This is a genomic window from Streptomyces odontomachi (genome assembly GCF_024435355.1).
Taxonomy (GTDB): Bacteria; Actinomycetota; Actinomycetes; order Streptomycetales; family Streptomycetaceae; genus Streptomyces; species Streptomyces odontomachi.
Map to the genome: position 1 here is coordinate 1 of NZ_JAMJWG010000074.1, position 2,508 is coordinate 2,508.

Genomic DNA, 2,508 nt, shown 5'->3' on the forward strand with positions numbered 1-2,508 from the left:
ACCTTGGCGCCGGCACCCGCCGTGCCCTGGACGACCGCCGACGAGACCCGTCCCTCGGCCAGGGCGTCGAGCCCGGCGAGGAAGCCGTCCCGGTCGTCGTCCGCTGGGGCCACGGCGGCGCGGTGGGTGAAGTGCGCACGACCCGTGGCCAGCGCCTGCCCGACACCGGCGACGTCCAGCTCGGGTCGGGAGATGACGAAGTCCCGCAGCCGTGCGGCCTGGTCGCGCAGGGCCGCCTCGCTCTTGCCGGACAGCATCCACGGCACCACCGGACCCACCGCGGCATGGACGTCTTCCGCGGGCTCCGCGTTCGGTGCCGGGGCCTCCAGGATGACGTGGGCGTTGGTGCCGCTGATGCCGAACGAGGAGATGCCGGCGCGCCGCGGCCGGTCGGCGCCGGGCCACTCGGCGGGCTCGGTGAGCAGGCGGACGGCGCCCGCCTCCCAGTCGACGTGCGGGGAGGGCTCGTCCACGTGCAGCGTCTTCGGCAGCACGCCGTGCTGCATCGCCTGGATCATCTTGATGATGCCGGCGACACCGGACGCGGCCTGGGTGTGCCCGATGTTGGACTTGACGGAGCCGAGCAGCAGCGGCTTCTCGGCGGGGCGGTCCTTGCCGTAGGTGGCGAGCAGGGCCTGGGCCTCGATGGGGTCGCCGAGCGAGGTGCCGGTGCCGTGTGCCTCGACGGCGTCGACGTCGGCCGTCGTCAAGCGGGCACTGGCGAGGGCGGCCTGGATGACGCGCTGCTGGGACGGGCCGTTGGGGGCGGTGAGGCCGTTGCTGGCGCCGTCCTGGTTGATCGCGGAACCGCGCACCACGGCGAGCACCCGGTGGCCGTTGCGCTGCGCGTCGGAGAGCCGCTCGACGAGCAGCATGCCGATGCCTTCCGCCCAGCCCACGCCGTCGGCGGCACCGGCGAACGCCTTGCAGCGGCCGTCGGGCGAGAGCCCCCGCTGCCGGCTGAACTCCACGAACGTCGCCGGGGTCGCCATCACCGTCACACCACCGGCCAGCGCCATGTCGCACTCGCCGCTGCGCAGCGCCTGCGCCGCCAGGTGCAGCGCCACCAGCGACGACGAGCACGCCGTGTCCACCGTCACCGCAGGCCCCTCGAGACCGAAGGTGTACGACACCCGTCCTGACGCGATGCTGTAGGCGCTGCCCGCGCTGAGGTAGCCCTCGAACTCCTCCGGTGCCCGCTGCATCAGCCGGCCGCCGTAGTCGCCGTACATCACCCCGGCGAAGACGCCGGTGGTGGAGCCGCGCAGGGTGGTCGGGTCGATGCCGGCGCGCTCCAGCGTCTCCCAGGACACTTCGAGCAGCAGCCGCTGCTGCGGGTCGATGGCGAGCGCCTCGCGCGGGCTGATGCCGAAGAAGTCCGGGTCGAACGCGCCGGCGTCCTGGAGGAAGCCGCCCTGCCGGGTGTAGCTCTTGCCGGCCTTCTCCGGGTCGGGGTCGTACAGGTCAGCCACGTTCCAGCCGCGGTCCTCGGGGAACGGCACGACGCCCTCGCCGCCGGCCATGACGAGTCGCCAGAGCTCCTCGGGGGTGGTGACCCCGCCGGGGTAGCGGCAGGCCATGCCGACGATCGCGATCGGCTCGTCTGCGGTGGCCGTGGCGGTCACGGCGCCGGCGGCGCGCGTCCGGCCCGGCTGAGCGCCGGCGCCGACCAGTTCGGTGCGGACATGGCCGGCGAGCGCCAGCGCCGTCGGGTAGTCGAAGAGCGCGGTGGCCGGGAGCCGGAGGCCGGTGGCGGCGTTCAGGGCGTTGCGCAGCTCGACGGCGGTGAGCGAGTCGAAGCCGAGCTGCTGGAACGCCTGGTCGGGCTCGACCGCGTCCGCGCCGGCGTGCCCCAGGGCCGCCGCTGCGTGGCTGCGGATCAGCTCCAGGACCAGTGCCTCCTGCTCGGCCTCGGCGAGCCCGGCGAGCCGCTCCGCCAGCGAACCGGACGCGCCGGTGCGGCGCCCGGAAGCCGTGCCGTGCGGCGCCGCCGTCGTCAGCCGGGCCGGAACCAGCTGTGCGCGCTCGGTCTGGCCGGTGAGCACCGCGTCCAGGACCGTCCACGCCTGGGCCGGCGTCAGCGGGTGCACCCCGCCGCGGCTGATCCGGGCCTGCCGGCCCGCGTCGAGGCCGCCCGCCATGCCGCCGCTGGTCGCCCACGGACCCCACGCCAGCGACACCGCGGGCAGCCCGAGGGCGTGCCGGTGCTGGGCGAGGGCGTCCAGGAAGGTGTTGGCCGCGGCGTAGTTGGCCTGCCCCGGGTTGCCGAGAGTGCCCGCGATCGAGGAGAACAGCACGAAGGCGGACAGGTCCAGGTCGCGGGTGAGCTTGTGCAGGTGCCAGGCCGCGTCGACCTTCGGCCGCAGGACCGCGTCCAGACGCTCCGGCGTGAGCCCCTGGATCGTGGTGTCGTCCAGGACGCCCGCGGTGTGGATGACGGCGGTGAGCGGGTGTTCGGCGGGCACGGCGGCGAAGAGCGCGGTCAGCGCTTCGCGGTCGGCGGCGTCA

Annotated in this window: 1 protein-coding gene; it reads right to left on the reverse strand. The window is 74.8% G+C overall.

The window, feature by feature from the left end; all coding sequences use genetic code 11:
* Window positions 1-2,508, reverse strand: a 2,508-nt coding sequence (locus tag NQO67_RS43415) for a type I polyketide synthase (protein WP_255956180.1), incomplete at both ends; no start/stop codon positions are given.